At 71.0% G+C, this 24757-nt stretch carries 50 protein-coding genes and 1 tRNA gene; all 51 read left to right on the forward strand.

Going from position 1 to position 24757, the window contains the following annotated elements; genetic code table 11:
- The first annotated feature begins 4 nt into the window (after positions 1-4).
- The 51 genes from B5557_RS40730 (at position 5) to B5557_RS40980 (ending at position 24591) form a co-directional block, all read left to right on the forward strand.
- Positions 5-424: a hypothetical protein gene (locus B5557_RS40730; protein WP_159424487.1), complete on the forward strand. Its 420-nt coding sequence runs from the start codon at positions 5-7 to the stop codon at positions 422-424.
- On the forward strand, positions 421-756 hold the full coding sequence (locus tag B5557_RS40735) for a hypothetical protein (protein WP_079664221.1): 336 nt from the start codon (positions 421-423) through the stop codon (positions 754-756). The genes B5557_RS40730 and B5557_RS40735 overlap by 4 nt, the downstream gene beginning before the upstream one ends.
- Positions 753-1169 (forward strand): hypothetical protein, encoded by a 417-nt coding sequence (locus B5557_RS40740; RefSeq protein ID WP_079664222.1) that lies wholly within the window; start codon positions 753-755, stop codon positions 1167-1169. Before B5557_RS40735 ends, B5557_RS40740 begins: the two co-directional genes overlap by 4 nt.
- The gene (locus B5557_RS40745; protein ID WP_079664223.1) at positions 1166-1525 is read left to right on the forward strand and encodes a hypothetical protein; all 360 of its coding nucleotides are present in this window, start codon (positions 1166-1168) and stop codon (positions 1523-1525) included. The genes B5557_RS40740 and B5557_RS40745 overlap by 4 nt, the downstream gene beginning before the upstream one ends.
- Positions 1522-1761 carry a hypothetical protein gene (locus B5557_RS40750; RefSeq protein ID WP_079664224.1) on the forward strand — a complete coding sequence of 80 codons (240 nt, stop codon included), beginning with the start codon at positions 1522-1524 and terminating at the stop codon, positions 1759-1761. Before B5557_RS40745 ends, B5557_RS40750 begins: the two co-directional genes overlap by 4 nt.
- On the forward strand, positions 1758-2207 hold the full coding sequence (locus B5557_RS40755) for a hypothetical protein (RefSeq protein ID WP_079664225.1): 450 nt from the start codon (positions 1758-1760) through the stop codon (positions 2205-2207). The genes B5557_RS40750 and B5557_RS40755 overlap by 4 nt, the downstream gene beginning before the upstream one ends.
- A gap of 75 nt (positions 2208-2282) precedes the next feature.
- Positions 2283-3242: a VWA domain-containing protein gene (locus B5557_RS40760; RefSeq protein ID WP_443031318.1), complete on the forward strand. Its 960-nt coding sequence runs from the start codon at positions 2283-2285 to the stop codon at positions 3240-3242.
- Between the two features lie 85 nt (positions 3243-3327).
- Positions 3328-3666 carry an HU family DNA-binding protein gene (locus tag B5557_RS40770; protein WP_159424488.1) on the forward strand — a complete coding sequence of 113 codons (339 nt, stop codon included), beginning with the start codon at positions 3328-3330 and terminating at the stop codon, positions 3664-3666.
- 21 nt (positions 3667-3687) lie between these two features.
- Positions 3688-4347 (forward strand): WhiB family transcriptional regulator, encoded by a 660-nt coding sequence (locus B5557_RS40775; RefSeq protein ID WP_159424489.1) that lies wholly within the window; start codon positions 3688-3690, stop codon positions 4345-4347.
- Entirely contained in the window at positions 4344-4538 is a 195-nt protein-coding gene (locus B5557_RS40780) for a hypothetical protein (protein WP_079664229.1), read from the forward strand. Before B5557_RS40775 ends, B5557_RS40780 begins: the two co-directional genes overlap by 4 nt.
- Positions 4538-4783 carry a hypothetical protein gene (locus B5557_RS40785; protein ID WP_079664230.1) on the forward strand — a complete coding sequence of 82 codons (246 nt, stop codon included), beginning with the start codon at positions 4538-4540 and terminating at the stop codon, positions 4781-4783. The genes B5557_RS40780 and B5557_RS40785 overlap by 1 nt, the downstream gene beginning before the upstream one ends.
- Positions 4780-5022, forward strand: a complete 243-nt coding sequence (locus B5557_RS40790) for a hypothetical protein (RefSeq protein WP_079664231.1) — start codon at positions 4780-4782, stop codon at positions 5020-5022. The genes B5557_RS40785 and B5557_RS40790 overlap by 4 nt, the downstream gene beginning before the upstream one ends.
- A gap of 3 nt (positions 5023-5025) precedes the next feature.
- Positions 5026-5193, forward strand: a complete 168-nt coding sequence (locus tag B5557_RS44040; protein WP_159424490.1) for a hypothetical protein — start codon at positions 5026-5028, stop codon at positions 5191-5193.
- Complete coding sequence (locus B5557_RS40795; protein WP_079664232.1) at positions 5190-6680, forward strand: glycosyltransferase; 1491 nt, start codon at positions 5190-5192, stop codon at positions 6678-6680. The genes B5557_RS44040 and B5557_RS40795 overlap by 4 nt, the downstream gene beginning before the upstream one ends.
- Positions 6677-7324, forward strand: a complete 648-nt coding sequence (locus B5557_RS40800) for a hypothetical protein (RefSeq protein WP_079664233.1) — start codon at positions 6677-6679, stop codon at positions 7322-7324. The genes B5557_RS40795 and B5557_RS40800 overlap by 4 nt, the downstream gene beginning before the upstream one ends.
- Positions 7321-8814, forward strand: coding sequence for a hypothetical protein (locus tag B5557_RS40805; RefSeq protein ID WP_079664234.1), 1494 nt, complete (start codon positions 7321-7323; stop codon positions 8812-8814). The genes B5557_RS40800 and B5557_RS40805 overlap by 4 nt, the downstream gene beginning before the upstream one ends.
- Positions 8815-8816: 2 nt before the next feature.
- Positions 8817-9233: a hypothetical protein gene (locus tag B5557_RS40810; RefSeq protein ID WP_079664235.1), complete on the forward strand. Its 417-nt coding sequence runs from the start codon at positions 8817-8819 to the stop codon at positions 9231-9233.
- Positions 9234-9235: 2 nt separating this feature from the next.
- Entirely contained in the window at positions 9236-9502 is a 267-nt protein-coding gene (locus tag B5557_RS40815) for a hypothetical protein (RefSeq protein WP_079664236.1), read from the forward strand.
- A complete protein-coding gene (locus B5557_RS40820) occupies positions 9499-9759 on the forward strand; it encodes a hypothetical protein (protein ID WP_079664237.1) in 261 nt (86 codons plus the stop codon). The genes B5557_RS40815 and B5557_RS40820 overlap by 4 nt, the downstream gene beginning before the upstream one ends.
- A complete protein-coding gene (locus tag B5557_RS40825) occupies positions 9752-10069 on the forward strand; it encodes a hypothetical protein (protein ID WP_079664238.1) in 318 nt (105 codons plus the stop codon). The genes B5557_RS40820 and B5557_RS40825 overlap by 8 nt, the downstream gene beginning before the upstream one ends.
- Entirely contained in the window at positions 10066-10434 is a 369-nt protein-coding gene (locus B5557_RS40830; RefSeq protein WP_079664239.1) for a hypothetical protein, read from the forward strand. Before B5557_RS40825 ends, B5557_RS40830 begins: the two co-directional genes overlap by 4 nt.
- The gene (locus B5557_RS40835; RefSeq protein WP_079664240.1) at positions 10431-10631 is read left to right on the forward strand and encodes a hypothetical protein; all 201 of its coding nucleotides are present in this window, start codon (positions 10431-10433) and stop codon (positions 10629-10631) included. The genes B5557_RS40830 and B5557_RS40835 overlap by 4 nt, the downstream gene beginning before the upstream one ends.
- 23 nt (positions 10632-10654) lie before the next feature.
- Positions 10655-11227 carry a hypothetical protein gene (locus B5557_RS40840; protein WP_159424491.1) on the forward strand — a complete coding sequence of 191 codons (573 nt, stop codon included), beginning with the start codon at positions 10655-10657 and terminating at the stop codon, positions 11225-11227.
- Positions 11224-11532 (forward strand): hypothetical protein, encoded by a 309-nt coding sequence (locus B5557_RS40845; protein WP_079664242.1) that lies wholly within the window; start codon positions 11224-11226, stop codon positions 11530-11532. The genes B5557_RS40840 and B5557_RS40845 overlap by 4 nt, the downstream gene beginning before the upstream one ends.
- Positions 11522-11779 (forward strand): hypothetical protein, encoded by a 258-nt coding sequence (locus B5557_RS40850; protein WP_079664243.1) that lies wholly within the window; start codon positions 11522-11524, stop codon positions 11777-11779. Before B5557_RS40845 ends, B5557_RS40850 begins: the two co-directional genes overlap by 11 nt.
- A complete protein-coding gene (locus tag B5557_RS40855; RefSeq protein WP_079664244.1) occupies positions 11772-12155 on the forward strand; it encodes a hypothetical protein in 384 nt (127 codons plus the stop codon). The genes B5557_RS40850 and B5557_RS40855 overlap by 8 nt, the downstream gene beginning before the upstream one ends.
- Before the next feature lie 3 nt (positions 12156-12158).
- Entirely contained in the window at positions 12159-12623 is a 465-nt protein-coding gene (locus tag B5557_RS40860) for a hypothetical protein (protein ID WP_079664245.1), read from the forward strand.
- A gap of 202 nt (positions 12624-12825) precedes the next feature.
- Positions 12826-12978, forward strand: a complete 153-nt coding sequence (locus B5557_RS40865; protein WP_159424492.1) for a hypothetical protein — start codon at positions 12826-12828, stop codon at positions 12976-12978.
- Positions 12965-13534 (forward strand): hypothetical protein, encoded by a 570-nt coding sequence (locus B5557_RS40870; protein WP_079664247.1) that lies wholly within the window; start codon positions 12965-12967, stop codon positions 13532-13534. Before B5557_RS40865 ends, B5557_RS40870 begins: the two co-directional genes overlap by 14 nt.
- 155 nt (positions 13535-13689) lie before the next feature.
- Positions 13690-14049 carry a hypothetical protein gene (locus B5557_RS40875; RefSeq protein WP_079664248.1) on the forward strand — a complete coding sequence of 120 codons (360 nt, stop codon included), beginning with the start codon at positions 13690-13692 and terminating at the stop codon, positions 14047-14049.
- A 33-nt stretch (positions 14050-14082) separates the two neighbouring features.
- A complete protein-coding gene (locus B5557_RS40880) occupies positions 14083-14328 on the forward strand; it encodes a hypothetical protein (protein WP_079664249.1) in 246 nt (81 codons plus the stop codon).
- Positions 14329-14356: 28 nt separating this feature from the next.
- Positions 14357-15475, forward strand: coding sequence for a DUF932 domain-containing protein (locus B5557_RS40885; protein WP_079664250.1), 1119 nt, complete (start codon positions 14357-14359; stop codon positions 15473-15475).
- A gap of 102 nt (positions 15476-15577) precedes the next feature.
- Positions 15578-15651: transfer RNA gene (locus B5557_RS40890), tRNA-Ile, on the forward strand.
- 32 nt (positions 15652-15683) lie between these two features.
- A complete protein-coding gene (locus B5557_RS40895; protein WP_079664251.1) occupies positions 15684-16049 on the forward strand; it encodes a hypothetical protein in 366 nt (121 codons plus the stop codon).
- A gap of 89 nt (positions 16050-16138) precedes the next feature.
- Positions 16139-16771, forward strand: a complete 633-nt coding sequence (locus B5557_RS40900) for a hypothetical protein (protein WP_079664252.1) — start codon at positions 16139-16141, stop codon at positions 16769-16771.
- On the forward strand, positions 16768-17145 hold the full coding sequence (locus tag B5557_RS40905; RefSeq protein ID WP_079664253.1) for a hypothetical protein: 378 nt from the start codon (positions 16768-16770) through the stop codon (positions 17143-17145). Before B5557_RS40900 ends, B5557_RS40905 begins: the two co-directional genes overlap by 4 nt.
- Positions 17146-17147: 2 nt before the next feature.
- Positions 17148-17378, forward strand: coding sequence for a hypothetical protein (locus B5557_RS40910; RefSeq protein ID WP_079664254.1), 231 nt, complete (start codon positions 17148-17150; stop codon positions 17376-17378).
- Entirely contained in the window at positions 17375-17953 is a 579-nt protein-coding gene (locus tag B5557_RS40915; protein WP_079664255.1) for a hypothetical protein, read from the forward strand. The genes B5557_RS40910 and B5557_RS40915 overlap by 4 nt, the downstream gene beginning before the upstream one ends.
- Positions 17953-18219 (forward strand): hypothetical protein, encoded by a 267-nt coding sequence (locus tag B5557_RS40920; RefSeq protein WP_079664256.1) that lies wholly within the window; start codon positions 17953-17955, stop codon positions 18217-18219. The genes B5557_RS40915 and B5557_RS40920 overlap by 1 nt, the downstream gene beginning before the upstream one ends.
- Positions 18216-18587: a zinc finger domain-containing protein gene (locus B5557_RS40925; RefSeq protein ID WP_079664257.1), complete on the forward strand. Its 372-nt coding sequence runs from the start codon at positions 18216-18218 to the stop codon at positions 18585-18587. Before B5557_RS40920 ends, B5557_RS40925 begins: the two co-directional genes overlap by 4 nt.
- A complete protein-coding gene (locus B5557_RS40930; protein ID WP_079664258.1) occupies positions 18584-19207 on the forward strand; it encodes a hypothetical protein in 624 nt (207 codons plus the stop codon). The genes B5557_RS40925 and B5557_RS40930 overlap by 4 nt, the downstream gene beginning before the upstream one ends.
- Positions 19204-20067 (forward strand): helix-turn-helix transcriptional regulator, encoded by an 864-nt coding sequence (locus tag B5557_RS40935; protein WP_079664259.1) that lies wholly within the window; start codon positions 19204-19206, stop codon positions 20065-20067. The genes B5557_RS40930 and B5557_RS40935 overlap by 4 nt, the downstream gene beginning before the upstream one ends.
- Positions 20064-20456: an HTH domain-containing protein gene (locus tag B5557_RS40940; RefSeq protein WP_159424493.1), complete on the forward strand. Its 393-nt coding sequence runs from the start codon at positions 20064-20066 to the stop codon at positions 20454-20456. Before B5557_RS40935 ends, B5557_RS40940 begins: the two co-directional genes overlap by 4 nt.
- Before the next feature lie 125 nt (positions 20457-20581).
- Positions 20582-20941, forward strand: a complete 360-nt coding sequence (locus B5557_RS40945; protein WP_231976158.1) for a response regulator transcription factor — start codon at positions 20582-20584, stop codon at positions 20939-20941.
- Complete coding sequence (locus B5557_RS40950; RefSeq protein ID WP_079664262.1) at positions 20938-21750, forward strand: hypothetical protein; 813 nt, start codon at positions 20938-20940, stop codon at positions 21748-21750. The genes B5557_RS40945 and B5557_RS40950 overlap by 4 nt, the downstream gene beginning before the upstream one ends.
- Positions 21747-22229 carry a hypothetical protein gene (locus B5557_RS40955; protein ID WP_079664263.1) on the forward strand — a complete coding sequence of 161 codons (483 nt, stop codon included), beginning with the start codon at positions 21747-21749 and terminating at the stop codon, positions 22227-22229. The genes B5557_RS40950 and B5557_RS40955 overlap by 4 nt, the downstream gene beginning before the upstream one ends.
- Positions 22226-22573 (forward strand): DUF6085 family protein, encoded by a 348-nt coding sequence (locus B5557_RS40960; protein ID WP_079664264.1) that lies wholly within the window; start codon positions 22226-22228, stop codon positions 22571-22573. The genes B5557_RS40955 and B5557_RS40960 overlap by 4 nt, the downstream gene beginning before the upstream one ends.
- The gene (locus tag B5557_RS45525) at positions 22570-23154 is read left to right on the forward strand and encodes a hypothetical protein (RefSeq protein ID WP_231976159.1); all 585 of its coding nucleotides are present in this window, start codon (positions 22570-22572) and stop codon (positions 23152-23154) included. Before B5557_RS40960 ends, B5557_RS45525 begins: the two co-directional genes overlap by 4 nt.
- Positions 23151-23390, forward strand: a complete 240-nt coding sequence (locus B5557_RS40970; RefSeq protein WP_079664265.1) for a hypothetical protein — start codon at positions 23151-23153, stop codon at positions 23388-23390. Before B5557_RS45525 ends, B5557_RS40970 begins: the two co-directional genes overlap by 4 nt.
- Positions 23387-24025, forward strand: coding sequence for a hypothetical protein (locus B5557_RS40975; RefSeq protein ID WP_079664266.1), 639 nt, complete (start codon positions 23387-23389; stop codon positions 24023-24025). The genes B5557_RS40970 and B5557_RS40975 overlap by 4 nt, the downstream gene beginning before the upstream one ends.
- Positions 24022-24591, forward strand: a complete 570-nt coding sequence (locus B5557_RS40980) for a DUF6248 family natural product biosynthesis protein (RefSeq protein ID WP_079664267.1) — start codon at positions 24022-24024, stop codon at positions 24589-24591. The genes B5557_RS40975 and B5557_RS40980 overlap by 4 nt, the downstream gene beginning before the upstream one ends.
- The last annotated feature ends 166 nt before the right edge of the window (positions 24592-24757 follow it).

Genomic DNA, 24757 nt, shown 5'->3' on the forward strand with positions numbered 1-24757 from the left:
GGCGATGACCGCAACGGTGCACATCGGCCGTCGCACCACCCCGCACCGCCCGCACGCCAGCTTCCGCGAGCGCTGGGCCGCCTTCCAGCTCCGGCACTCCCGCCGTACGCAGGCCGCCTACTTCACCCGCCTGCACGACGCGCTGCCGCTGTCCGACCCCGACCGATACGCGCTGGAGTCCCCGGCCCTCGAGGACGCCTTCGCCCGCCTCGCCGCCGACCACCCCGAGGCGGTCACCCCCGCAGACGGGGGCCAGGCCGCGCGCGACGCCGACCGCGAGGTCCTGCTGCTCGCCGTGTGCGATCGCTGGTTCCGCGAGGCCCACGCCGGACCCGAGCACCGCTGGCCCCCGGCGACGATCGCCGCCCACCAGCAGCTCCTCAACGACGTCCGAGCCTGCTTCCACCCTGGCGGTGACGCGTGAGCACCCAGGCCCCGGAGATGAAGGCGAGCGCCAAGACGCGGCGCTCCCTCGACGAGCAGCTGCACACGCTGTTCGGGCGCGCGGTGAAGGAAGTCCGCATCACCCGCGTCACCTGGCCGGAGGGCAAGAAGTGGGTGGCCATGGTCATCGGCACCCACGGCCGCGAGATCCCCGTGTACGACGGCGGCCTCCACCACCAGGCCGCGATGGTCCTGCGGGACGCCTTCCCCGACGCCAACTGGAGCCGTGCCCAGGACTACACCGTGGCTGCTGGCGTCCTGCGCGAGCACGTCATCCGGACCCCCTCCAGCCTGCGAGGTGGCCAGCGGTGAGCCCCGACGACTACGACCGGCTCTACGCCGAGTCCCGCGACAGGCCGGCCTTCTCCAACGGAGACGAGGGCTACTCGTGGATGGCCGCGAACTGCGACCGCTGCATCCACGACAAGCCGGCCCGGCAGGGCGACGACGCGAACGGCTGCCCCCTGGTCCTCATCACACTGATGGGTCGCACCCCGGCGCAGTTCGTGGATGGTCCGCGCGACGAGAACGGCCTGTACTCCCGCTCGACGCAGTACGTCTGCACCGCGTTCCGCGGTGAGGACGACCCCGACCCGACCCCGCGCCCCATCCCTGTACCGCCCGGGCAGGGGGAGCTGCTGCCTCGTGAGCCCTTCGAGGGGCACCGCATGCTCACTCTCTCGCCGGGCCAGGCCCCTGCCATCCAGGCGGGTGGTCAGCAGTGAGCCGCCCCAACGCCCGTCCACGGGTCGACCACCAGCACGCCGCCGACCAGGCTCGGCAGATGCCCGGTCAGTGGGTTCTCGCCGGAACGTACGGCAGCAGCGCGAGCGCCCAGTCGGCGGCGCTTCAGGTCCGCACCGGTGAGAAGGCGCCCGCCTACCGGCCCGCCGGGGCCTTCGAGGGCCGCACCTTGGTCACCCAGGACGGGGCCGACCTGTGGGTCCGGTACACGCGCTCGGACTCCCGCCTGCCCAGCGACTTCGCGGCCTCCATCGCCTCCGGCCTCACCGAGGACTTCGACGCCTTCTCCCGCCGCCTCGACGAGGCCACCACCAACACCACCAGGAGGACCGGATGACCGCGCCCCTCTTCGTTCGCCGCCTGCGCACGTACTTCGCCGACGTCCAGATCCGCCACCTGCGCGCCCAGCTCGCACAAGCCCACGACATCAACCGCAGCCTGGAGCAGAGACTCGCCGACCTCCAGGCCGCCAACGAGGGCGCATACCGGGAGCTCCGGCTGGCCACCGGTGGCCCGACTCTCGACGTGGAGCAGCCGTTCGGCCTCTTCCCGGTCAAGGACGGCACCACGTGATCGCCTACGCCTTCCTCATTCTCGGCTGCGGAGGGACGGCCGTCGTCGTTTACGCGATCGCTCCCGCCGGCCGGGGACTGCACCGGTACGTCGCGCCCCGCTCAAAGCTGCGCGCTGAAGCCGCCCGAGCCGCAGGGCAGGTTGAGGAACTGGCCTGCAAGCTGGCCGCGGTGACGTCCGAGCTCGAGGCCGTCACGGTCGACCGCGACGGCTTGAGGGCGAACCTCGGCAAAGCCGAACAGCTCGTCAAGGACGCCGAAGACGAGGCCAAGCAGCTGCGCGAGACCAACCGGAGCCTGAGGGCGGCGCTGTCTAACGCCACCGCGATCCGGCCGCTGACGCCCGTGAAGGCCATCGCGCCCCCACCGAGCCCCGTGCCGTCTTCGGTGGCCGTGCCGCTGCACATGGCGCCGATCGCCCACAGCCCGGCTGCCGAGCCGAGCTGACCCAGCCCCGCGCCCGCCGCCCGGATGACACCGGCCCGGCGGCGGGCGCGGCAACATCACAGAGAAGAGAGACCCTTGTTCAAGCGCAACACCCCCACGGCCCCAGCCGCCACCCACACCCCTGCGATCAGCTTCGACAAGGTCCCCGCCGGCCTTGTCTCCCTCGCCAAGACCGCCACCGTCTCCCTGGAGAAGAACGGCCTGGCCGGGCAGCGGGCCGCGGTGTACCTCGTGGTCGACCGCTCCGGCTCGATGCGCGACTACTTCCGCGACGGCAGCGTGCAGCACCTCGCGGATCAGGCCCTCGGCCTGTCCGTGAACGTGGACGACGACGGCTGCGTGCCGCTGGTGCTGTTCGACTCGCGGCCCTATCCCCTCGTCGAGGTCAGCCTCGACCAGTACGAGGGCGTCGTCGACCAGCAGCACCAACTGCACGGCGGCGAACGCACGATGGGCGGCACGCAGTACGCGATCGCCATGCGCGCTGTCATCGAGCACTACCTGAACGCGGAGGCCGCCGACCCGGCTCCAGCTCGCGCAGGCCTCCAAGCTGCCCATCTTCTGGTCGTTCGTCGGCTACGGCCACAGTCAGGTCGGCTTCCTGAAGCAGCTGGACAAGATGGGCGGCCGCCTCGTCGACAACGCGAGCTACTTCCACGCTGGAGCCCGGCCACTGAACCTTCCCGACGCCGAGCTGTACGACGGCATCACCAAGGAATTCGGCACGTGGCTGGGAGCAGCCCGCGCGAAGGGCCTCCTCCGGTGAGGCGCCGCCCCCTGCGCGCGACCGCAGTCGTCCTCATCGCCCTGGCCTTCCTGCTGCTCGGCGGATGCAGCAGCAAGTTCTCCGAGCCCTTCAAGGACGCGCCCCGCTCCGGCAAGGACAACGGCGCTCCGGCGGACCTGATCCGCATGCCTGACGGGTTCTCCAACGCCGCCACGAAGTGCGACCACGGCAACCGGCTCTACATCGCCTACCACGGCGACTACCCGTACGCCGCGATCGCCGTCGTCCCGGCCGACCCCACCTGCTGACCAGCCCGGCGCGGGGCTGACCGGCCCCGCGCCTCCCACCCAGGAGCATCCGTTGAAGAAGAAGCCCACCCCCATCGAAGCCCGAGTGACCACGACCAGACTGATCGAGATCGTGGCCGCCGACACGGGCCGCACCACCGACGTCGTGCGCGACACCGTGATGGCCACCTTCGACGCCATCGCCCGCGCGAACGCCTCCGGTCACGACGTCGCGATCACCAACTTCGTCACCTTCGTCGCGCACCGGTTGAAGCGAGCCCAGCGCCGCAATCCGCAGACCGGCGAGATGTTCACCTCGCCTGCTCACCAGGTCGTGCGCTTCCGGGTGTCCGACCATCTAGCCGACGCCGTGCGCCGGCGCGACCGCAAGGTCACCATCCGCAAGGCCCCCAAGGGCTCCAAGAACACGGCCGCTGGTCAGTGAGCCATGGCCTACACCGGAGCAGTGCCCGACACGCGCGCCCACCGCCACGACTGGATGGAGGCGATGGCCTGCCGCAACGAGAAGCCCGAGACGTTCTCCGAGACCAAGCATGAGCACGAGGCACGCATCATCTGCGTCGTGCGCTGCCCTGTCCGCACCCAATGCCTCGCCCACGTCCAAGGCCTGGAGCGAGGCGTCTCGAAGGATCGCAGGGATGGTGTCGTCGCCGGGCTCACCGCGCACGAGCGGTGGCGCATGGACGCTACCGCGCCGGGCCACAGCACCCATCCGGCACTCGTCTTCACCGACGTACCGCCGAAGTGCGGCACGCAGAACGCGCTCCTGCGCCACCTGTGGCACGGCGACCGCGTCGACCCCGACTGCTGGAGCGCCGAAGTCCGCCGCGACCGCCTCAACCGTGCGACCACGGAAACCGGGCCAGCCGAGCCACAGCCTGAGATCGCTCCCGCACCCGAGCCGCCCGCAGATACGACCAAGAACCAGCGGGCCAAGCAGCCGCCGGCGAAGGGGGACACGCCGCACGAGCGGCGGGTCTACCGGCTGTGGGCGGCAGGGTTCAGCGATCTGCAGATCGCGCGCCGTATGGCCGTCAGCGTCCCCCAGGTCCAGCGCGTCCGCGAGCGGCTCGGTCTCCTGCCGAACCTGCACGCGGCCTCGTGACGTGGGTCTGCCCGCGCGGCGGCTGCGACGCCTACGGCTACTGCCCGTGCGCTGAAGAGCCCCCGGACGAAGCCGACCTGGAGCAGGCGGCGGTCATCGCCCAAGGCCAAGCGATCAAGGTCGGCGGTCGCGTCCGCTCGATCGACACCCTCCCGCCCCTCGACACCTACGAACCCCCGGAAGCGACCTGATGTCCACGCTGATGATGGCGGCCTTCGCCGTCGGAACGCCCGCTCTGATCGGCCTCGCCTTCGGGCTGCCTGACGCCTGGTTCTGCGGCCTGCTGGCCCTCGCCTGCGTGCTCGGTGGTGCCGACGCCGCATACCGGGAGCAGACCAACTACGCCCTCGGCCTGCTGATCTGCGCGGCGATGTTCTCCGGCGGAGCCCTGCACGCGCTCATCGCTGCCGGCCGCGACCAGCGGAGGCAGCGATGACACCCACCCAGGTGTACGTCGTCGGCGCGATCGGAGGCCTGTCCATGGCCTTCGGCCTCATCGTCTTCGTCGGCCTGGCCCTCGCCGTCCACGCCGCCGTCACCCGCCTCACCGAGATCCACGACGCCCGGCGGGAGCGCCGCCGCGCAGCCCGGGCGGCCCGCGCGGCGGCCGCCGCCGACCTCTCCACCTGCCGAGCCATCGAAGCACTCGGCACCCCCGACCACACCACGGAGTAACCCATGTCCGACCAGCTCGCCCGCACCGGCACCGCAGCCGGAGCCCTCGTCATCGGCACCACCGTCATCACCGGCTGGTGGCTGCTCGCCGCCGCCCTCACCGTCGTCGCCGTCGGCGCGATCTGCATACGCGTCGGCTTCCGCCCGGGCCGCAAGGCAGGCCAGCGATGAACAGACCCCTCACCGCCCACCGACACCGATCGGGCATCCTCCTCACCGGCGCGATCTGCCTGACACTGGCCGCAGCCTGGGCCGTCCACCACGGCGTCGAGGCCGCAGGCGACGCCACCGGCTCCCGCCTCGCCGCCGTGTGGGCGTCCACGTTCGTCCTGCTGCTCGCACAAACCCTCATGTACCACTGCGAGCGCCCCCACCGGCCCACCCCCCGCGCCCGCCGCCAACTGGACGCACTGCACGTCGCCGTGCTCCTGCCCGTCTACAACGAAGACGCTGGCTATCTGCGGCTCGGCCTGGAATCCCTCCTCGCGCAGACCCGGCGCCCCAACACGGTCCACGTCGTCGACGACGGATCCACCAGCGGCGACTACACCACCGTGCGCACCTGGTGGACGCAGGCCGCGAAGATCGCCGGGATCACCACCAGCTGGCAGCGCACCCCCAACCAGGGCAAGCGGCACGCACAGGCCGCCGCCGTCGCCGCCAGCCCCGACGCAGACATCTACGTCACCGTCGACTCGGACTCCTGCCTCGCACCGAACGCGCTCGAGGAACTCCTCCTGCCGTTCACCCGCCGCACCGTGCAGTCCGTCGCCGGGATCGTCCTCGCCACCAACCACCGGGCAAACCTCCTCACCCGCATCACCGACCTGTGGTTCGTCACCGGCCAGCTCACCGACCGGTCCGCCCTGTCCTCCATGGGCAGCGTCCTCGTCAACTCCGGTCCTCTGGCTGCCTACAGGGCCGCAGTCGTACGCGACAACCTCGACAGCTACCTCGGCGAGACGTTCCTCGGCCGGCCCGTGATGTTCTCCGACGACTCGCTGCTCACCCTGTACGCGCTGCTGCGCGGCCGGGCGGTGCAGCAGCCGACCGCGGTGGTGTTCACCGCGCTCCCGGAGCGGACCTCGCACTTCCTGCGCATGTACATGCGGTGGATGCGCGGCTCCACCATCCGCTCCGTGTGGCGCTTCCGCTACCTGCCCCTGTCCGGCTGGGCGTACTGGGCGCACCTGCTGCGCTGGTTCCAGGTCGCCCTGTCCACGGCCGTCCTCGGCTGGCTGGTCGTCGTCGAGCCGCTGGTCTACGGCCGCACCCCGCCGGCCTCGTTCCTCGTCGTGCCGTTCCTGATCGGCTGGGCGCAGGCCCTGCGGTTCCTGTCCATCGCCCGCAGCGACGACACCTTCCGAGCCCGCGTGTCTACCTGGCTGCTGATGCCGCTCGCCGTAGTCGGCTCCTGGACGGTGCTCCGCGCGATGCGCTGGTACGGCATGGCCACCTGCGCCCGCACCGGTTGGGGCACCCGCCAAAACGGCGCCGAAGTCGCCCTCGCCTCCCCGGCCGCCGTCGCGCTGCCGGACGACGACACCGAGCAGATCCCCCTGGTGAAGCTGCTCGACCCCGAGACCGAGACCACTCTCACCCTGCCCATCCCGCGCCAGCGCACCGCTGCGCCCCAACCCCAAGGAACCTCGCGATGATCGAGAACACGTCCGAGAGCATGAAGGATCCTGGGAACGCTCTGCTGTTTCTCGCTGTGTCCCTGGGACCCGGCGGTACGGATCGGGCCATCGCCGAGCAGGAACGCTCCGGGCAGGCACAGCTCGTCAACTCAGACCGCCTGCCCAGCGACATGAACGGCGCCAGCGACGCCGACTTCGAAGCCGTCGGCATCACCTTCGGCGAACCCGACCCGGCCGACCCACTGTTCCGCCCCGCCACGCTGCCCGAAGGCTGGAAACGTCAGAGGTCCGACCACGACATGTGGTCGTACGTCGCCGATGAACTGGGGCGCCGACGCGTCGCCGTCTTCTACAAGGCCGCCTTCTACGACCGCCGCGCTTTCATGCGCCTCGTCACCGTCGAGGCCTACGTGTCCGAGTGTCGGTACGAGGACCGCGAAGTCGTCACCGATGGCACATGGGCCACCCCCGCCGCGGTTGTCGAGGCGGCCCGTCGGCTCGCTCAGGCAGCGCAGGCGAGCGTCGACCAGTGGACGCAGATCGGCGAGCGCCGCGGCTCCGAATGGGCCGAGAAGAGCGCCAAGTACGTCGCCGAGTACACGGCCGAGCGCGACAGCTTCGAGGCCATCGCCTCCCGCTTCGAGAAGGCGGCCGAGGCATGACCCATCCCCCCTTCCCGAGGGCCTTCGTCGTCCAGCGCGACGAGGACGTGAGCGGCATCTCCGGCGAAGGCGTCGTCGCCGAAGGCGTCCAGTTCTCCGACGGCTGGGTGGCCACCCACTGGCTCGACCAGCCGCCCATGCACGAGCCGAAGACCGACGTCTGGCACAACAAGGGTGCCCAGCCGTTCGAACGCGTCCACGGGCACGGCGGTCGCACGCGCATCCTGTGGGCCGACGAGGTGGCCGCCGCCCGGTGCGAGCTCGTAGACACCGTCATCGGGGCGTTCGACGTCCCCGCGTCCATCCTCGGTGCCGAGGGAGAACGGGCGTACCTGCACCGGCAGATCGAACGGGCACTGCGCGATGCCGCACTTCAGGTACACACGGAGTACAAGCCGCTGATGGGTCTCGGAAGCGTCCCCCGGGCGACCGAGATCAAGGGACACCTGCCCGAACTCGCCGACGCCGTCATGCCGGTCGTCGAGCAACTGCTGAAGCAGCGCGACCGCTGGCGGGACGCCGTCGGCCGGGCCTTCGCGCTCGCCTACCGCTGGCAGGGCGCCCACGGCTCCGCGAACTTCCTCGTCCGGACCGCCGGCGTCGAACTCCGCGAGGTCCTGGACGACTCAGCCACGTGTGACGCCTATCTGGAGCCCACATCCGGCGGCATCGTCGCCGGGGGCCCATGCATCAAGCGCGGACTCCACGACGAACACGAAACGGCTGACGGCACAGAGTTCAGCCCGATCGGAGCCGCCCACCCGCCGACGGAGCCTGTCATCCCATGGACCGGGCCGGAACCAGTGTGGGCGGACGAACTCCGCGGCCGCCTGGCGAAGGAGGGGGCCGCCGCCGCTGCCGAGTGCTCCGCGCAGTACCTCAACGGCGTGGAGACGCGACTGTGCATCCGGGCAGCGCAGCACCGCGGCGACCACATCGACGAGCACGGCTTCCACTGGTCCGACACCGTGGCCATGTACCGGGTCGTCGACGGAGAGGCCCAGGACGGTCGGGCCGCGAGCAGCTGCTCGAACCCGGGAGAGGGAGGCTGTCCCGAGGGCAGTGAACCGTCCCTGGCCATCGACTTCAGCGAACTCACCGCCGCCCTGCGGGTGCTGGGCATCGACATGAGCGACGGGCCGGCGGATGTGCACGGCTGGCTGATGGCGGCGTGCCGCGAGCTGGAGAAGACGGTGGCCGCGATCGAAGGTGTGCGATCCGTCGTAGCCGATGCCCGGAAGTGGGCCCTGCCTGGCAGCCAGCTCGCTTCGTTCGTCTTTCGGATCCAGGAAGCGCTCGGCACCGACGAGGCTGTCCGGTTCTGCCCGTACTGCACCGGCGCGCCCATGTTCCCCAGCAGCGACCTTCCCGGGCACATCCGCCAGGAGCACACCCGCGTCCAGGCGGTGCTCGCCAGCGGCGGAAGCCTCGACGAGCAGCTGGCCGAGCCAGAGACGCGCTGCCGCCTCCCGCACGAGATGGAGGCCTGACCGTGCGCGAGGGACTCCAGCCCGACGCGACCAACGAGCAGCTGCGGAACCAGATGCAGTGGTTCCGCAGCGAACTCGCCGGTGCCCGCTCGACCCTCCAGCACATGAGCCGGGCCATGAGCTGGCTCGGCGGTCATGACCGGCTCGGCCTCGATCACCTCGAAGAGGCGATGCGCGAGGCCCGGGCCCGGGAGCGTGCCGTTGACCAGGCCCGGCAGTGGGCCGCGCGCGCTCGCGAAGCCGAACGCCTCCTGGAGCAGCTACGCGAAGCCGTCCCCCGGGACTGGCCCGCATGCGAGCCCGCTGTGCCCGACCGGGTGACGGCGGCGGCCGTTCACCAGGTCCTCTGGCCGCACGCCGCGCTGTGGGATGCCGTCAAGGCAGCTGCCGAGGCCCGCCAGTCCGACGGGAGGCCCTGAGCATGCCGCGCCGTATCAAGGCCGCCAGCGTCGAGCGGCTCCTCATCGACCAGGGCCACCCGTTCAGCGAGTTCGAGGCGGGCGAGTGGGACCCCGGCTTCCGCGTCGCCCAGGCCGGGCCCCGGCACGTCCACGTCTTCTACGACGGCCCCGGCGAGGCCGACCAGCTCGAGGCCCTCACGGCCGAGTTGCGCGCCGCTGGCTACCACGTCGTGCCCACGCAACAGGACCGCGGAGGCCGGCGACGCCTGGAGGTGACCCGGTCGTGAGGTTCATCGTCGTCACCTTCGAGCCCGTGCAGCAGATCGCCGCCGAGCCCGGAACCCTCGACCAGCTCACCGCCAGCCTGCGAGCGCAGCTCAGCGGCCGCCTGGAGGTGCCGGTCAGCACGGGCCAGATCGGCAGCATCTTCGACGTCCCGCTGGTCCGTGACGCGAGTCTGCCGCCCGGCTTCGTACACCTGCGGCCGCACCCGACCCGGCCGCACCCCGACGAGCAGATGGAAGAGGTGAGCGGCCGTGGGTAAGCGTCTCGTCATCGACTGCCACGAGCTGTGGGACAAGGTGATCGGCCAGCCGGACGGCCTGCATGCCGTACAGGGCTGGCTACGCCTGAACGGCATCGACCCAAGGGACGTCCCGCTGGACTCGGAGATGGTCATCGAGGACTCGGCATTCGGCATGGTCATCCGGTACACCGCCTACTTGTACGACGAGCAGGGGCGGAAGTACGTCGACCCCGACGCGCCAGAGTTCGCCGCCTCCCAGGACCGCACGGCAGTCCTCAAGGTGGCCCCCGCTCCCGAGTGGCTGAGCACGACGGGCGGTGACCGGTGAGCACCCCCACTGAAGAACTCCGTACGGCGGCCGCCCGGCTCCGCGACAACCGAAACTGTGAGGGCTTCCTCGTCGACTGCAACAGCCGTGAGCTGCTGGAGATGATCCGAGTGCTGCTGCGCGCCCGGGAGCCCCTCATCCGCTGGCTCGAGGACGCCGCGACGCTCCATCTGCCCGACAACGACTGCGGCTACTGCGACGGACAGCGCAACCCGCTGAAGCTGCCGTGTCCGGCGCTGGCGGTGGCCAGCGCCATCAACGGCGCCACCGTCCCGAGCCCGGGCGGGGACGGCCGCATCGACGACCGGCACAGCGGGAGCTTCCTGTACGAGCAGCTGAAGCGCGCGGCAGGTGAGACCAGGTGACCGCCCTCGCACCCGAGCCAGTTGCCCTTCGCGACTCGGGTGACGACTCCTTCACCCACGTCGTCTGCTGCAACCCGAACCTCGCTCTGTGCGGCTCCGACGTCACCGACGTGGACTGGGTCGGAGACGACGTCGAGGCGACCTGCGTCGTCTGCGCCGAGCTCGAAGCACTCGCCTGCACGAGGTGCGGCGAGTGACGAACCCGAACGAAGGACCCACCATGCGACCCGCCTTCACCCGCGGCTTCCGCCTCCACTACGACGGCCGGATCTACGACGGCGCGGAATTCCCCTCCGGCCGCGTGTACGTCGTCGACGATCCCGAGTACGGGCTCGCCACGGCCGCGACGTCGATGGATCACCTCCTGAAGGGCTACTACGGTGCCCGCGTCGAATGGCCCGGCGACCAGCTGGTGCCCACCGCGCTGCTGCTCGACCTCGTGGACATTGCTGCCCAGGTGGCGGGTACGACCGGGCACACCTACCTGTCGACCGGCTGCCTGCACGGCGACACGCGCCTTCCCGACGGCCGCACCGGCCACGAGTACTGCCAGTCCGAGACCGGTAAAGCGGGAGCGAAGACGCCCGCGCAGTGCAAGGTGTGCGCCGCACCCTGCCTCTGCTTCTGCCACGCAGACCCCGCCGACACGTCGCCGAACGAGGGCGCGGACCGCCGTGCCGTCGCCCATGCCGTCCTCGGCCGGCTCACCACGTACCTGGGCTACGACGTCGCCGAGCGTGCCGCCGAGCAACAGGCCAACCGGGCGCTCGCTCGCGGGGAGACGCACCTGTGAGCGCACCGCATCCCGCGGACGTGATCGCCAATCACCCGACCGTGCTGGAGGTCGCGCTCGGCTTCGCGGACGCCGACCTCCGGGACCGGCACGGCCCCGAGAACGGCGTCGAGCCCTGGTACCTCGCCCCCGGCGGACCGACCGACCACATCTACGCCGACTGCCCCGGCCTGCGCCGCTCCCTCAACGGGTCCGAACCCCAACAGGGCAGCGGCACCCTCTACCCCGACGCTGGCGACGTGTGCGGCTGGTGCTGCCGCGTCTGGCGAGCACGACGAAGCAAGGAGCAAACCGATGGACGCTGACCACCGCGTCATCACGATCGACCGCCACGAGTGGGCACTGAAGAGCCCCGCCCACCACACCGAGGTCGAGAAGACCGTCGCCGTCGCCGTCGAGGCGCGCGCCACGCAGGCCGCCCACGGCAAGCGCACCGGCGACATCCACATCACCGCCTCCGACGACGAGGTCATCGTCTCCTTCGAGGCCGAGCGACCGAAGAACCCCAAGCGCGGGAACACCGTGGCCGGACAGGAGACGACCGATGCCTGAACTGCCCTTCGACCCCACCTCGGCGATGAAGCCGTTCAACCTGAAAACGGCCACCAGCACCATCACCGCGGCGACCATCGGCTACCTACAGATCAGCCTGCGCGAGCCAGGCACCCACCCCGACATGCAGCAGGCCGCCGCCGTAATGGAAAGCATCCGACATGCGCTCGTGGCCGGTAGCCATGCGTGCAGCGAGGTGACGCGGATACGCACCGAGCTCGCCGCTCTCCGCGATGGCCACCGGCCGCAGCCGCACGCCGACCCCACGAAGCCCGGCGCACTGTGCGCCGCCTGCTCCATCCACGGCTCGATCGTCGCGTGGCCGTGCGCCACGTGGTCGGCGGCCGAGCAGATCCTGAACCACGGGAAGGCCTGAACCTTGTTCCAAGAGGACCGCCTCGTCCTGACCTTCAAGCAGTACGCGCAACAGTTCCTCGCCAGCGAAGAGCTCTTCCTCGACCTGGACGTCCGGGTGCAGCGCGAACTCTTCGGCCAGTACCTGTTCCAGTTGCGGACGAAGATCCTCGCCGACGACCTGCCGCCCGTGCAGCTCACCAGGCGCACCCGGGTCCCGTACGAGGTGCCGGCCTCGACCTGGCAGACGTGGAAGAAACGTCACGCCCGCCGCTGGTACGCCCGGCGACTCGTAGCGCGCTGGCCCGTCCGCTACGAACAGGACCCGGACGGCCGCGGCGCCGACGCGGTGTGCACCTTCGACCTCGAGCGCTACCGGATCTACCCGCAGGCCCGCGTCGAGCTGCCGTACGACCAGTTCGGCCCGGCGTACCTCGCACACGGCATCCGCAACATCCGCTGGGACCACGGGGAGGGCACCGGTGGCTGAGCAGCACCGACACTGCTGGGCACGGGTCCCCGGCGATCCGCACTGGGAAGAGTGCGGATCGCCGGGCTGTGACCAGACGAGGCACTGTCCGATCCGGGAAAGTGGCGACGCGTCGCACTGCCCGAATACCGAGGATGGGCAGCATCAGTGGCAGCCCGTGAGCTTCCGCTTCGAGACTCAGCTACTCGATGAGCGGGGCCGCGTGGAGATTCGGCAGCCCTCCATCGACGAGGGGCGTGTCTACGCGGTGTGCATGCCGTGCCGCTCGCACACGTACATCGTCACCGCCTGGGTGGGCTACTTCCTCGGCTACCCCTTCATCGAGGAAGAGGAGGCCCGGCGTGCAGACGCTTGACGCCCTGGTGGCCGACCTGGTGGACCGTTGGACCGGCGACGAGGACCACCCCGGGGACGGCGGCCCCGGCCTCATCGCGCGCCTGGACGAACTCGCCCTGCGCACCGCGCAGCCCCGCGAGATGGGCGGCCATTCCACGCCGGGGTCCCGGCCGCCGGCCTCCCTCGCCCCGGTGAACTGGTCGACGGCGATCAAGGCGCAGGGGCGGATCCTCGACATGGAGCTGCGCGGGTCGACGCACATGCAGCGCTGGGACCGGGCGTTGAAGGCGCTCCCGGCTGGGGCGGAGGCGACGGGCCGGGTCTCCGAGGTGGCGCACACGGTCGCCGTCTGGCATTCCACCGTGCGCACGGTGCTCGGTCTCCAGTCGCCGTCCCGGGAGATGCGCGGCGTGCGCTGCCTCGCCTGCGGTCAGACGACGATCCACTGCCGGCCCGACGACGACCGGCCGCGCGCCTGGTGCGCGAACCCGGAGTGCGCCGACGACGACACCGGCCGCCCGGCCCGCTACGAGGGTTCGCGCCTGTACCTGCTCACGCAGAACCGGGCGTCGTGAGCGGGCACCGCCGGTTGATCGACAACAGGTACGGGAGAGTGCGCTGTTGTCAAAGAAAGTGGGACTCATGGCTTGTGGTGAGTAGTACTTTCTCGTACAATTTTTGACATGGGGGTGAGGTTCACACCCCAGGACCCGCCCGTGGGGAGGCCGCCATGAACGCAGCGACGAACAGCAGGATCACCGTCGCCGAGTACCTCGTTCAGCGCGGCCTCCCTGCCGACTGGCGCTACGGCTCTCCGCTCGGCCGGGTCGCCGCTGAGATCTACCGGCAGACCTACCGGCGTGAGCCCGGCACGGCGTTCCGGTTCATCAACGGCCGCTTCCGCCCGGTCATGACCTACCAGCCGTCCGAGACGCACATCCTCACGGCCGCATGGGACCGGTACGGCTGCACCGCCGACCGGCTTCCCGCCCCGGCCGTCCGCACCCCCCGCCCCACGACGGCGTGGGCGGGCAGCGGCGACTCGATGCGGTGGACCCCCAGCAGGGGCGCACTCCGCAACCACCCCTAACCGTCCATCCCGACACCCGTGAGAGGGGGAGCCATGTCCGACACGCTGCTTCGCGCACTCGACCTGATCGCACCGGGTGACCTGGTCATCTACCACGGCTCCATCGAGGACCTGCACGGCCTGTGGCTGGCCGTCCCGTGCCCCTGCCCGATCTGCCACGCGCTGGACGACTTCGGCATCCCGGACATCCGCTTCGCACTCGTCGACCCCTGGCGCGAGCGGCCCGGCCCGTTCCACGTCCGCCGCCAGTCCATCACCCGCTCCATCGCCTGCACCTGACACCCAACCGCCCCGGAGGGGGGACCCAGTGAGCACCACCGACGTCAACGAAAAGTTCAGCAACGACCGCCGCGCCCTCATGCAGTCGGCAGGTGCCCGCCGCCGTCCCGACGGCACGTACGCCGCGACCGTCGGCTACGACCGGGGCGAGGTCATCGGCCGCGACGGACTCGACACCTCGCGCGGCACCGCCGCCCTCTACACGTCCACCCCGGCCTGGCACGGCCTCGGCACCGTTGTCCCCGGCGGCATCTCCGACATCGACACCGTGCTGCGCGTCGGCCAGATCGACTTCCACGTCGATAAGGTCCCCGTCCGCTACTCCTACGACGGCAGCAACCGGACGATGGACGGCCGATGGGTCACCGTCCGCTCCGACACAGGGGCCGCCCTCGGCACCGTCGGCCAGCGGTACGAGATCTTCCAGCAGCGGCAGATCTTCAACTTCCTCGAAGACCTCGCCGACCTGCACGGCGTGCTCTGGGAGTCCGCCGGAGCACTGCGCGGCGGCCGCCGGGTCTTCGTCACCATGCAGATCCCCGACACCGTCATCATCGACCGGGGCGGACTCGACGACGAGATCAAGTTGTTCATCGTCGCGATCAACAGCCACGACGCCACCTCGCAGGCCGAAGTGGTCGTCACCCCCTGGCGAGTCGTCTGCGCCAACACCGAACGCTTCGCGCTCGCCGACGCCGCCTCCCGCTGGGCGATCCGCCACACCACCAGCGGCCTGGAGAACCTCGCCGAAGCGCGCCGCACCCTCGGCCTCAGCCTCAAGTACGCCGAGGCGTTCGAGGGGGAAGAGACCGCGCTCGCCCGCACCGAGATCGCCCTGCGCGACTTCCACCAGGTGATTGCCGACCTGTGGCCCCTCGACGACGACGCCACCGACCGCACCCGCACCAGCCACGCCAAGCGGACCGACCGCCTCGACGCCATGTTCCGCACCGAGACGCAGCGCGCCGGACGCACCGCCTACGCCGCCGAGCGGACGATCACCGACTACCTCGACCACGTCGCCCCCCGACGCCCCGGCCGAACGATGACCGAGGAGATCGCCCGCGCGACCGCCCTCCTCGAAGGCACCGACGACGAACTGAAGACCAAGGCCCACAAGCGGCTCCTGCTGCTCCGCAAGGCCTGACCCCCAGACCGGCGGCCGTACTCCCCCTACCGGCCGCCACCCAGGGCCGCGCCCCGCGATTCCCCCGCCCAGCGGGGCGCGGCCCGCACAACTGAACACCGAGGTGCTGTAGCTCAGTTGGCAGAGCGCGGATCTTATAAGTCCTGAGGCCGTGGGTTCGAGTCCCACCAGCACTACTCCAACGCCGTTCCATACGACTGGAGTTGCGATGACCGACACCACGGTCACCCCGTACCCCGAGACCCCCGCCGCAGTGGCCGCCGCCGTGCTCGACGCCATCGAGCGCCAGCCCAACACGCTCAGCATGGGCGAGTGGTACCACCACCCCCAGAGTCTGGCCCTCCTGCCGTCGGCTGAGCCGGACTGCGGGACCACCATGTGCGTCGCCGGATGGGCCGCGCACGTCACCGGCTGGACCCTCGCCAACGACCACGACGCGGCCAAGGACGGCCAGACCCAGACCATCGAGTTCGTGGCCACTCAGGCGCTCGGCCTCGACGAGGACACGAACGGCTTGTTCTGGGACCCGGCCGAGGACGCCATCGCCGAACTGCGCGAGATCGCCGGACGCTGACCCACTGACCGCCCGGCGGCCGGACACGCGACCGCGCCACGGCGCACCGACTCGCTTCCCGCCGCCGGGCCCACACCGGAGAACCGATCATGCCGAAGCCCCGCCGCTCCCGAACGGTCCGCCCGCCCGCACGCGCGGCAGCCCTGCCGCGCCACGGCGGACTGGCCGTCCCGTGGATCACCGGCTGGTTCGACGGCCGGCCCTACTTCGGCGTCAACTTCCCGGTCCGCCGCATTCAGGCGATCAAGCACCGGCTGTGCCAGTTCTGCCGTCAGCCGCTGGGACGCCGCATCGGGCTGGTCGTCCGGCCTGCCGACAGCGCCGTCGGATACGTCGACGAGCCCGGCATGCACCCCGAGTGCCTGGACTACGCCGTCGCCGTCTGCCCGATGCTGAACGGCTCCATGGACCGGTACCGGACCGGCCCACCCGCCGCCGTGGCCGGGCTGCTCGCCGTGCAGGCGTCGCGCGCAGGGCAACCTGCCGAAGCGTACGAGGCCTGGTACATCACCCCGTCCGGCTACGAGATCGCCTACGGCCCCGACGGCACGGTGCTCGGCATCCGCCTCGACGTTCCGGTGCTCATGAAGCGCCCCGTGCGCGCCGCCGCGCGCCCCCGCCTCACCCGCGAGCAGGCGTTGCTTCTGCGCCAGGTCCTCGACCTCGAAGCCGTACGCGCCGTCGAATCGCTACTCGACATTCCAGGAGACACGCCCTCATGACCACCACGCCCGCCCGCACCATGTCCAAGGCCGGAGACCTGGTCCGCGCCTTCAACCACGACACCATCTCCACCGGCGACGACTGGCAGTACCCGCCGCACGCCTACGACGCGATCGGCGCCCTCGCCTACCTGGCGCGGATGCTGCCACAGGCCATCGAGCAGACCCTGCGGCCCGTGGAACGCACGCACAAGGAGGGGCGCGTCACCGTCGACGGCGGTGGTGACCCGGGCCACGCCGTCGCCCATCTGCGTCAGACCGTCGAAAACGCCGCCAAGGCTGCTGCGCTGCTGGCCGCAACCCTCGACCACGCCCACGCCGCATCCAGCCCGCTCGGCCTCGACACCCGCGGACTTCCCGGCTTTGAGGACTGACAGTGGCCGACCCCAAGCGCGTACGCGCCCAGGCCGCAGCGGAGGACTCAGCCGCCGCGAAATGGCGACGCCGGACCTTCACCGACAACCGCGACCCGTCCACCACCCGCCGGCCCCTGATGGTCGGCACCCCCGACGACCGCCGCTGCTGGTGTCTGGAGCCCCTCGGCCACGACTGGGACCGCAAGGACGACGGCGCACCCCACCCACGAGAAGAAGGACCCCGACCATGACCACCCATACACCTCCGCAGCTCCCGGCCGCCCCGGTCGACGAGCGCCCGGACGGCTTCATGGAGTTCCCCGAGCAGGCCTCCGTCCTGAGCGACACCCTCACGGCCGCCGGCGTCGAACTCGGCGCGTACGAGCGGGTCATCATCGACTGGCTGTCCCGCTGGGAGTGGGCGACGGTCGCCGTCATCGCCTCCTGGGTGGCGCGCGCCGCGACCGTCCGCGAGCCCGCCCCGCCCGTCGCGCTGCCCGGCCGGTTCGACGCCAGCCCGGCCGACGTCGACCAGCACCTGCGCCGGACCCTCGCCGAGGACACCTACCTGCGCTACCAGCAGGCCATCGGCGGCCGCGCGGTCACCGAGGCCGCTCAGGACATCACCGACGACTCGTGGAGTCGCCGGGACCGGTTCGGCCGCTACGAGCGCGAGGAGTACGAGGCCGGGATGCGGAAGGCCTCCGAGCTGGTCGATCCGGCGGAGGACGGTGGCCCGTACCCGTCGCAGCTCCAGTGCTCCCAGCACGACGGCTTCGGCCCCTGCCCGGGCGCGCCCCGCTGCACCCCGAAGGAGAACGACTGATGGCCACCGGACCCGAGCACTACCGCGAGGCCGAGCGCCTCGCCGGGATGGCGCACCACTTCACCTATGGCGACGGTGCCGATCCGGTTGCTGGCGGGGCGCTCGCCACCGAGGGGCTCTTGCACGCGACGCTCGCGCTGGCCGCCGCAACCGCCATGAGCGCGCCGGTCGACGGGGCTGAAACCGGCATGGGAACGCCTGAGTTCGCCGCCTGGTACGAGGCCGCAGGCGTGAAGCCTCGGCCGAAGGGCGGTGATCCGGAATGAGCACCGGCCCCACGCCGTCACCGCGCACCATCGCCTGCCCGCCATCCCCTGACGGCTGCGGTGCCGTAGCTGGCGCGCCGTGCACGAGCCACGGCGGCACCCGCGAGCGCCGCGACTTCCACCGGGCACGTACGGCAGCCCTGGAGGCGGCGCGGATCGCTACCGTCCCGGCGGCCAAGCTCGTCGCTGACGCCGTGAAGGACCGGACCATCGTGTCCGGCACGCGGGCCGCCGCCCTGCTCGCCGAGCACGGCTACTCGGCCGAGGCCGACCGGGTCCAGAACGAGGTGAGGGCCCGCAACGGGCTGATGTCCGCCAAGCAGGCCGTCGCCTTCCTCATCGGCAACGCGGGCGGTGAGGGCCAGTGAGCGCCGACGACGAGCTGACGCCGGAGCAGCGGGCGAAACTCGCAGAGCAACTGGATGGCTGGAAGCCAGCCAGCGCCGGACTGCTCATGTCCTTCGGCAAGTCGGTCCAGGACCGCCGCGACCACGACCACACGACGCAGCGAGAAGACTGGTACTGCCTCAACCTCGCCGCGTACATGGGGGAGCGGGTGGCAGCCGTGCTGCGGCGCCTGCTCGACACCGAGGCCGAGGTCGCCCGGCTGCGTGACGAGCTCGCCGAGGAGAAGGCGGACCGGAACCCGCGCCTGCGCTGCCTGATCGTGAAGGCCGCACCAGACCGGGACCTGTATGTCGGCTGGTCGGGCATCGCAGAGGGGCCGACCGGGGCGTGGACGCGGGCTGAGGCGCTGGCGTACGGATTCCCCCGCTCGCGCCTGGACCGCGCAGACCAGAGCGGCAGCAGCGCCCTCGGCGACTACCGGCCCGGCCTCTGGGACGACGACGGGTTCATCGCCGAACAGCGGGGGGTGCTGCCCCGGGCCCGCATCGGCGACTACGCCCAGCGATACCTGGCGGGAGACCACTCCGCCGCATTCGACCTGCTGGAGCCCTTCGAGGGCGAGACGGAGGTACGTCGGTGAGCGCCCGGGACACGCTGTTGGAGATCGTCCGGCAGTGGACATCACGGAACGGCGGCGCGCCGGAGACGCCGGAAGCGGTGGTCGAGGCCAGCGAGAGCGAGTTGCTGCGCGCGTGGGCGGCGAAAGTCCGTGAGGTCGGTGCCGCGAAGGGCTGGTCTGTGTGGGCCGCCGCCTTCATGGACCCCGACGTTCCTTTCGTCGACACCGACATGCCGTCGACCGAGACCATCGTCGCCGAGCTCCGCCGCCTCGACCGGGCAGATGCCCTCGAAAGGTTCGCCGACGAGATCAACGCGCTCGGCGACGATCACGAACTCGGGCCTGGCTGGGGAGACGCGGCCGACAGGGCACGGTCCAAGGCCGCGTCTCTGCGACGGGAGAAGGACACCAGCGGCGGCCACCAGCCGGCCGAGGGCGAGTCCACTCCCGAGGCCGGATCCCAGGACACGGGCACGACCTTCGCGAAGTGGCTCCGTGACGCGCGGATCGCGTCCGGACTCTCGCAGCAGAGGATTGCCGACGCTGTGACGGAGCAGGGCCTCAGGTTCCTCCAGACAACGATCGCGAAGATCGAGCGCGGATCCCGGCCGATGCGCCTGGACGAAGCCGTCGTGCTGACGCAGCTGTTCGGCACCACCCTCGACGCTGTGCTCAACCTGCGGGAGGGCAGCCGGATCAGCTTCGGCTCCCGCGAGGCGGCGCGCAGGGCGTCTCTGCTGGCGCACATCCGCGACCAGATCGACGCCGAGCTGAAGGGCGCGGCGCCTGCCGACGAGCCGTCGCGCGCCATCAACGAACTGTGCCGGTGGGCCGCCGATGCGCCAGCGCACGACACCGACTCCGAAGGAACGAGCCAGTGAACATGCCCGCGCCACTCACCATCGCCGCGCGCCGCGCCATGGTCGAGGAACTGCGCCGCCAGGAGCCAGGCATCAGCGCCAGAAAGATGGGTGCTCGTCTGGGGGTCGGCAAGGACACGATCCTCCGGGACATCGACGAGATCGAGACGGAGCAGCGCCAGCGCGCCGCCGAGGCCGCGGCCGCCGTGCCGGATCCCGAGCCGCCCGCGACACCGGCTGCGCCGGAGCGCGACACCCTCGTGCTCCAGCTTGACGAGCCGATGCGCCAGGCGCTCGCCGTGCTGCGGGCCCAGCTCGGCGCGCCCGACACCCCCAGACAGAACATGGCCGCCGCCCGCGCAGCAATCCAGTCCGTGGCGGACACCCTCCTGGAAGGCCGCAGCTTGTGACCGGCGCCCCGACCACCAGCCGCCCCCAACGGCTGAGCGCACGCGACCTTGAGATCGTCCTCGGGTACTCGCGTGGGCGAACGACCGCCAGCATCGCCCGGGCTCTCGGCGTTTCGGATGCCTGCGTGAAGTCCCGGACCCAGCGACTGGCCAAGCGCCTCGGCATCATGGGCGGGCAGCAGGCCGGTCTGGTCCACTACGCGTATCTGCACGGCCATCTCGTGGTCGTCCGGCAGCGGCCCCTGCACCCACTGCCGCCGCGCCTGACCGAGATCTTGGAGTGCTCCGCGCAGGGCCTCGGATGCAGGGCGACCGCAACCGCGCTCGGCATCAGCCCCGAGACCGTCCGCACCCACCGCAAGCGACTTCACCGGGCGCTCGGCGTCCACTGCACCGCCCGCGCCGTCGCCGTCGCCTGGGAGGCCGGACTCCTGGATGCCCGCAGCACCTCAGTACTAGCCACCGCGAAAGGCACCACCCCGTGAGCCGCGTCTACTTCCACAGCCCCACCCGGGAAGCCGAGCTGAAGGGCTCCGAGCGAGCCTGGATGAGCGGCCTCGTCGAAGACCTCGCCGTCGGCATGCTCGACCTCGACCACTCGACCCGGCTCGACCGGCTGCTCAGCCTCGTCGGCCCAGGCCACTACGTTGCGGAGCACGCCGCCCGCGTGGGGCCGGGAATGCCCCTCGCCACCGCGTACCGGCTCGGGTTCCTGAACGACGAGCCGCACCGCACCCCGGTCATGCAACACCGGGGACGTCGCATCGACACCTTCGAGCTGACCCTCAACACGGCACTGCTCCTCGGCAACGAGCAGGTGCGCCTTGCCGCGCGGCTGCACGGACAGTGCGAACTGCACGCCTGGGTCGACGGCCCCAACCGGGCCTGGCTCGCCGACGTCATGCAGACCGGCATCGACACCGGTATCTTCCGGCGCGGCCTGCCGTACCGAGACGACCCTGGCAGCGAAGTGAAGTGGTCGGATCAGGGCTGGGACGACGTGATCGCCCTGCTCCGCGAACGGGACGACGAACCCGTCGTCACCTCGTTCTCCATCACCGACCAGTTCCCCAACTCGGGACCCGACGGGTACGACGGCGACTGGTATGACCTGGAGGCCACCGAGCGGTGGCGCATTGGCATGGAGTGGCTCCGCCAGTCGCCCGCCAGGCTCGAACTCGCGCCCGGCCAGGAGTTGTACCGGTTTGGGCCCGGACTGAGCATCCTCGACATCTTCGCCCCGGACTGGGAAGAGCGCCTCGACCGGGCGCTGGCGCGCGAGGAGGACCGGTGACCTGCGAGTTGTCGATCTGGCCGTGGAAGTGCCCGTTCTGCGTCGGCGGGATCGAGCCCAGCGAGGACGGCCAGGGCCGCGAACGCTGCATCCACTGCTCGGGCACCGGCCTCACCGACCAGCCCTGCGGGCCCGCCGAACGAGCACCCCGGCCGCCGGGCGTGATGCGCACTCCGTGCGCCGACTGCGCCTTCCGGAAAGGCTCGCCCGAGTTGGAGGCCAACGGCGTGCAGCTGCCCGACGACGAGCCGTTCTTCTGCCACCAGGGCCTGCCCATCTCCGCGTTCGGCGCCTACACCCCGACCGCCATGTTCCGCGGTCTGCCCCTCGGAGCCATGGTGTGCGCCGGCTGGTGGGCGTTCAAGACCGGCGAGGCCCTGCCGGAGAAGCCGTACCGCGAAGTCCCCGTCACCGAGGACGAAGTGGAGAAGCGCTGGGGCCGCGCCGGGAAGAACGACCAGGAAGGAACGACACCGTGACCACACACCTGCCGGTCACCGGGTACTGCCCGCTGGGCTGCGGCGAGACCCTCCAGCGCGCCGCCGACGGCACGATCGCCTGCGCCGACGCGGGCTGTGCGCGGCCCTACGCCATCACAGCCATCTTGCTGGATCGCGAGACCGAGCACATCGTCCAGTTCGACGACGGCTTCACCATCCGGCATCCGCTGCGTGAGCGTCTCGACGACGCCCTGATGCGGTGCGAGCTGCACAGGTTCTGCGTCAGCCTGCCCGGGCCGCCCCGCGAAGGCTCCGGCCAATACCGGGCCATCCACCGTGGCCCTAAGGACTGGGTGTTCCAGCGCACCGGAGGCGAGTCGTGAACTACCGCCCATACCCCGACGTCGACCGGGCCCTCGCACAGTTGGAGCGGCACCACGCGCGCGAGCAGCAGAGCCTCTTCCTGGCCTGGGTCGACGAACACGTGCGCCCCGGTCTTGCTGAGTGGCAGAAGCGCCTCGTCACGGCCGCGGCCAAGCAGACCGGGAAGACGGCCATAACCGCGGCGATCGCCGACCAGGCGGTGAAGGCCGGCGAACACGTCCACGTCGCTACCCGTCGCGGAGTGCGATGCGCTGGGGGAGACGCCGGCTGCGGGCTGCTGCCGCTGCGGCCGGACCGGCCGCTGATCCTGGCCCGCGTGGTGCGCACCTGCCTCGCGGTCCCTTCGCAGTGGAACGCCTGGACCGTCGACGGCCAGTACCTGTACCTGCGCTACCGCTCCGGCATCGGCACCGTCGACGCCTACGACACCGAAGACAGCGAGCAGTGGACGCAGTTCCCCGACGGCCGCGTCGCCATCTTCGACACCGGCGAGACGTACGGCGGCGACATGGCCCTCACCGAGTTCTGCGAGCGCGCCGGCCTCCAGCTCGCCGACAACGCGGAGGTGACCGGCGAATGATCAAGGCACTTCTTCGGGAGTCGGCTGGTCAGGCGGTTGTCGTGCTTGGCCTGTCCGGCGAGAACATGGCGCGCCTCATGGCTGATGAGCCGATCGTGGTCCAGGTCGCCGAGCTCGGCCTGCCACCGATGAAGATCCTGCTCATGGGCGGCCGCACCGAGGAGGTCATGGCCGCACAGCTCAAAGAGAGGTTCGGGACGCCGAAGCGAGCCATCCGGCAGGAGCCGGAGCGGTGACCGCGCCGATGCCGCGGCCGCCGGGCCCGTGGCGTGCGCTGGCCCGAGACGCCATCCTCACACCGCAGGAGGCCGCCGCCCGGGACGCCGCACTGGCGGAACTCCAAGACAAAGACGTCACTGCGCCCGCCGTCCCCGCGGTTTCCGAGACACCTCCACACCAGCGGCTGACCAGCATCCAGTCGCTCGCCGACCGCGCCGGATGGAGAGTCACCTTCCTGCGGACCGCAGAGCGGGCGCGCATCGAAGCGTTCCACCCGGACGGGGCCGCCGTCATGGCCACCGCCGTGCCGGATCGCTCGGTCCACGCCTACGTCCTTCATCCGGCCGGGAACCGCACACCGCGCTGGCTGGCAACCACGCCTTCGGCCGCCGAACACTTCCTCGAGCACCTGAGACTGCCGCAGGATGCAGCCCGCCGCAGACCGGATTCCAAGTGTCGGTGCAAGAAGGACGGGCGCTATCCCACGCAGGCCTGGGCGCAGCGAGCTCTCACCAACATCCTGATCAACAAGGATCTTCGTCAGGGGCGGCGGGCCACTGAACGGCGCGTCTACCGCTGCCCCGCCGACGACCGGGTCTGGCACATCACCAGCCGCCGCGCCTGGCACCCCGACAACAGGAGCCCGCGGTGAGCGCCCCGCTGCGCCGGCCTCAGCGCAAGCTCACGGACGCCGAGCGCAAGGTCATCGCTGGCGTCCAGTCGCTGTGCATGCACCGCATGCTTCACCTCGGCCTGGTCGACCCGGTACCCAACCCCTCACCGATGAGCGAGGAACAGGGCGCGTGGGTGCGCGAGCACGTGTGGACCGAGGCCTTCCACCACATCGACCGCGGCTACGCCTGGGGCTTCTGGCGCTGGTCGATGTGCGAGCGGGGCACGTGCTGGAACTGCCTTGCCGGGCGCTGCGAGTGGTGCATGCACCGGCAGAAGGGCCGCCCCGACGTCTGCGACAACATCGACTGGGTTCACGACCACCGGGGCGACACCGTTGCCCGGCTCATCCTCCGCCCGGGCGGCGAACCCTGCGTGTGGTGGTGCCGCTGCCCTTGCTCCAAGACCGGACCGGCACCCGCCCGCCCCGAACGCCGCCGCGCCGAGCCGGAGCCCCCAGCCGCCGCCGAGCAACCAGCACCGCGCCGCACGCCGCCCCCGTCTACCGCCCCGGCCCTCTTCGACCTGGAGCTGATATCCGAGTGACCGCACCCCTTCAGGTCCGGCCCGCGACCTTCCCGCCCGTCGGCTTCAGCACGGCCCCGTCCGGCCGCGCCTGGAGCGCCTCGTGCCAGCCCTGCGGCAGCAGCGGTGTGCCGATGCTCATCGCGCGCTCATCGATCCTCGACCGCCCGGGGTGGCAGGCCTGCAT

The sequence above is a fragment of the Streptomyces sp. 3214.6 genome, from assembly GCF_900129855.1.
GTDB classification, from domain to species: domain Bacteria; phylum Actinomycetota; class Actinomycetes; order Streptomycetales; family Streptomycetaceae; genus Streptomyces; species Streptomyces soliscabiei.

Excerpts from the sequence above, each read along its gene's own strand:
- B5557_RS40730 (WP_159424487.1), top strand. The coding sequence starts at position 5 with ATGACCGCAACGGTGCACATCGGCCGTCGCACCACCCCGCACCGCCCG.
- B5557_RS40750 (WP_079664224.1), top strand. The coding sequence starts at position 1,522 with ATGACCGCGCCCCTCTTCGTTCGCCGCCTGCGCACGTACTTCGCCGAC.
- B5557_RS40785 (WP_079664230.1), top strand. The coding sequence starts at position 4,538 with ATGTCCACGCTGATGATGGCGGCCTTCGCCGTCGGAACGCCCGCTCTG.
- B5557_RS40790 (WP_079664231.1), top strand. The coding sequence starts at position 4,780 with ATGACACCCACCCAGGTGTACGTCGTCGGCGCGATCGGAGGCCTGTCC.
- B5557_RS44040 (WP_159424490.1), top strand. The coding sequence starts at position 5,026 with ATGTCCGACCAGCTCGCCCGCACCGGCACCGCAGCCGGAGCCCTCGTC.
- B5557_RS40795 (WP_079664232.1), top strand. The coding sequence starts at position 5,190 with ATGAACAGACCCCTCACCGCCCACCGACACCGATCGGGCATCCTCCTC.
- B5557_RS40800 (WP_079664233.1), top strand. The coding sequence starts at position 6,677 with ATGATCGAGAACACGTCCGAGAGCATGAAGGATCCTGGGAACGCTCTG.
- B5557_RS40805 (WP_079664234.1), top strand. The coding sequence starts at position 7,321 with ATGACCCATCCCCCCTTCCCGAGGGCCTTCGTCGTCCAGCGCGACGAG.
- B5557_RS40815 (WP_079664236.1), top strand. The coding sequence starts at position 9,236 with ATGCCGCGCCGTATCAAGGCCGCCAGCGTCGAGCGGCTCCTCATCGAC.
- B5557_RS40840 (WP_159424491.1), top strand. The coding sequence starts at position 10,655 with ATGCGACCCGCCTTCACCCGCGGCTTCCGCCTCCACTACGACGGCCGG.
- B5557_RS40850 (WP_079664243.1), top strand. The coding sequence starts at position 11,522 with ATGGACGCTGACCACCGCGTCATCACGATCGACCGCCACGAGTGGGCA.
- B5557_RS40855 (WP_079664244.1), top strand. The coding sequence starts at position 11,772 with ATGCCTGAACTGCCCTTCGACCCCACCTCGGCGATGAAGCCGTTCAAC.
- B5557_RS40875 (WP_079664248.1), top strand. The coding sequence starts at position 13,690 with ATGAACGCAGCGACGAACAGCAGGATCACCGTCGCCGAGTACCTCGTT.
- B5557_RS40880 (WP_079664249.1), top strand. The coding sequence starts at position 14,083 with ATGTCCGACACGCTGCTTCGCGCACTCGACCTGATCGCACCGGGTGAC.
- B5557_RS40895 (WP_079664251.1), top strand. The coding sequence starts at position 15,684 with ATGACCGACACCACGGTCACCCCGTACCCCGAGACCCCCGCCGCAGTG.
- B5557_RS40900 (WP_079664252.1), top strand. The coding sequence starts at position 16,139 with ATGCCGAAGCCCCGCCGCTCCCGAACGGTCCGCCCGCCCGCACGCGCG.
- B5557_RS40905 (WP_079664253.1), top strand. The coding sequence starts at position 16,768 with ATGACCACCACGCCCGCCCGCACCATGTCCAAGGCCGGAGACCTGGTC.
- B5557_RS40915 (WP_079664255.1), top strand. The coding sequence starts at position 17,375 with ATGACCACCCATACACCTCCGCAGCTCCCGGCCGCCCCGGTCGACGAG.
- B5557_RS40920 (WP_079664256.1), top strand. The coding sequence starts at position 17,953 with ATGGCCACCGGACCCGAGCACTACCGCGAGGCCGAGCGCCTCGCCGGG.
- B5557_RS40925 (WP_079664257.1), top strand. The coding sequence starts at position 18,216 with ATGAGCACCGGCCCCACGCCGTCACCGCGCACCATCGCCTGCCCGCCA.
- B5557_RS40970 (WP_079664265.1), top strand. The coding sequence starts at position 23,151 with ATGATCAAGGCACTTCTTCGGGAGTCGGCTGGTCAGGCGGTTGTCGTG.